The sequence below is a fragment of the Streptomyces sp. NRRL S-337 genome (assembly GCF_000720175.1).
Taxonomy (GTDB): Bacteria; Actinomycetota; Actinomycetes; order Streptomycetales; family Streptomycetaceae; genus Streptomyces; species Streptomyces siderophoricus.
Window position 1 is genome coordinate 1 of the sequence record NZ_JOIX01000216.1, and the last position, 213, is coordinate 213.

1 protein-coding gene is annotated in these 213 nt (G+C 71.8%); it reads right to left on the bottom strand.

The features are described 5' to 3' along the window. The coding region (locus tag IG62_RS42885) for an AIR synthase-related protein (RefSeq protein WP_158795197.1) at positions 1-213 on the bottom strand (213 nt) is incomplete at both ends.

The following is a 213-nucleotide window of genomic DNA, read 5'->3' on the forward strand; positions in this document are numbered from 1 at the left end:
GTGCACATGTCGGTGAAGCGGACTTCCTCGCTGCGCGGTACGGCGACGACGGCACGGCCCGCCGACTCGGAGAAGAGGAAGGTGAACGCATCCAGGGCGTCGGGCACGACGAGGCGGGCACCGGTCCCGCCGCGCAGGCAGGACTCGACGAGGGCCTGGATCAGGCCGCCGTCGGACAGGTCGTGGGCGGCGTCGATCATGCCGTCGCGGGAG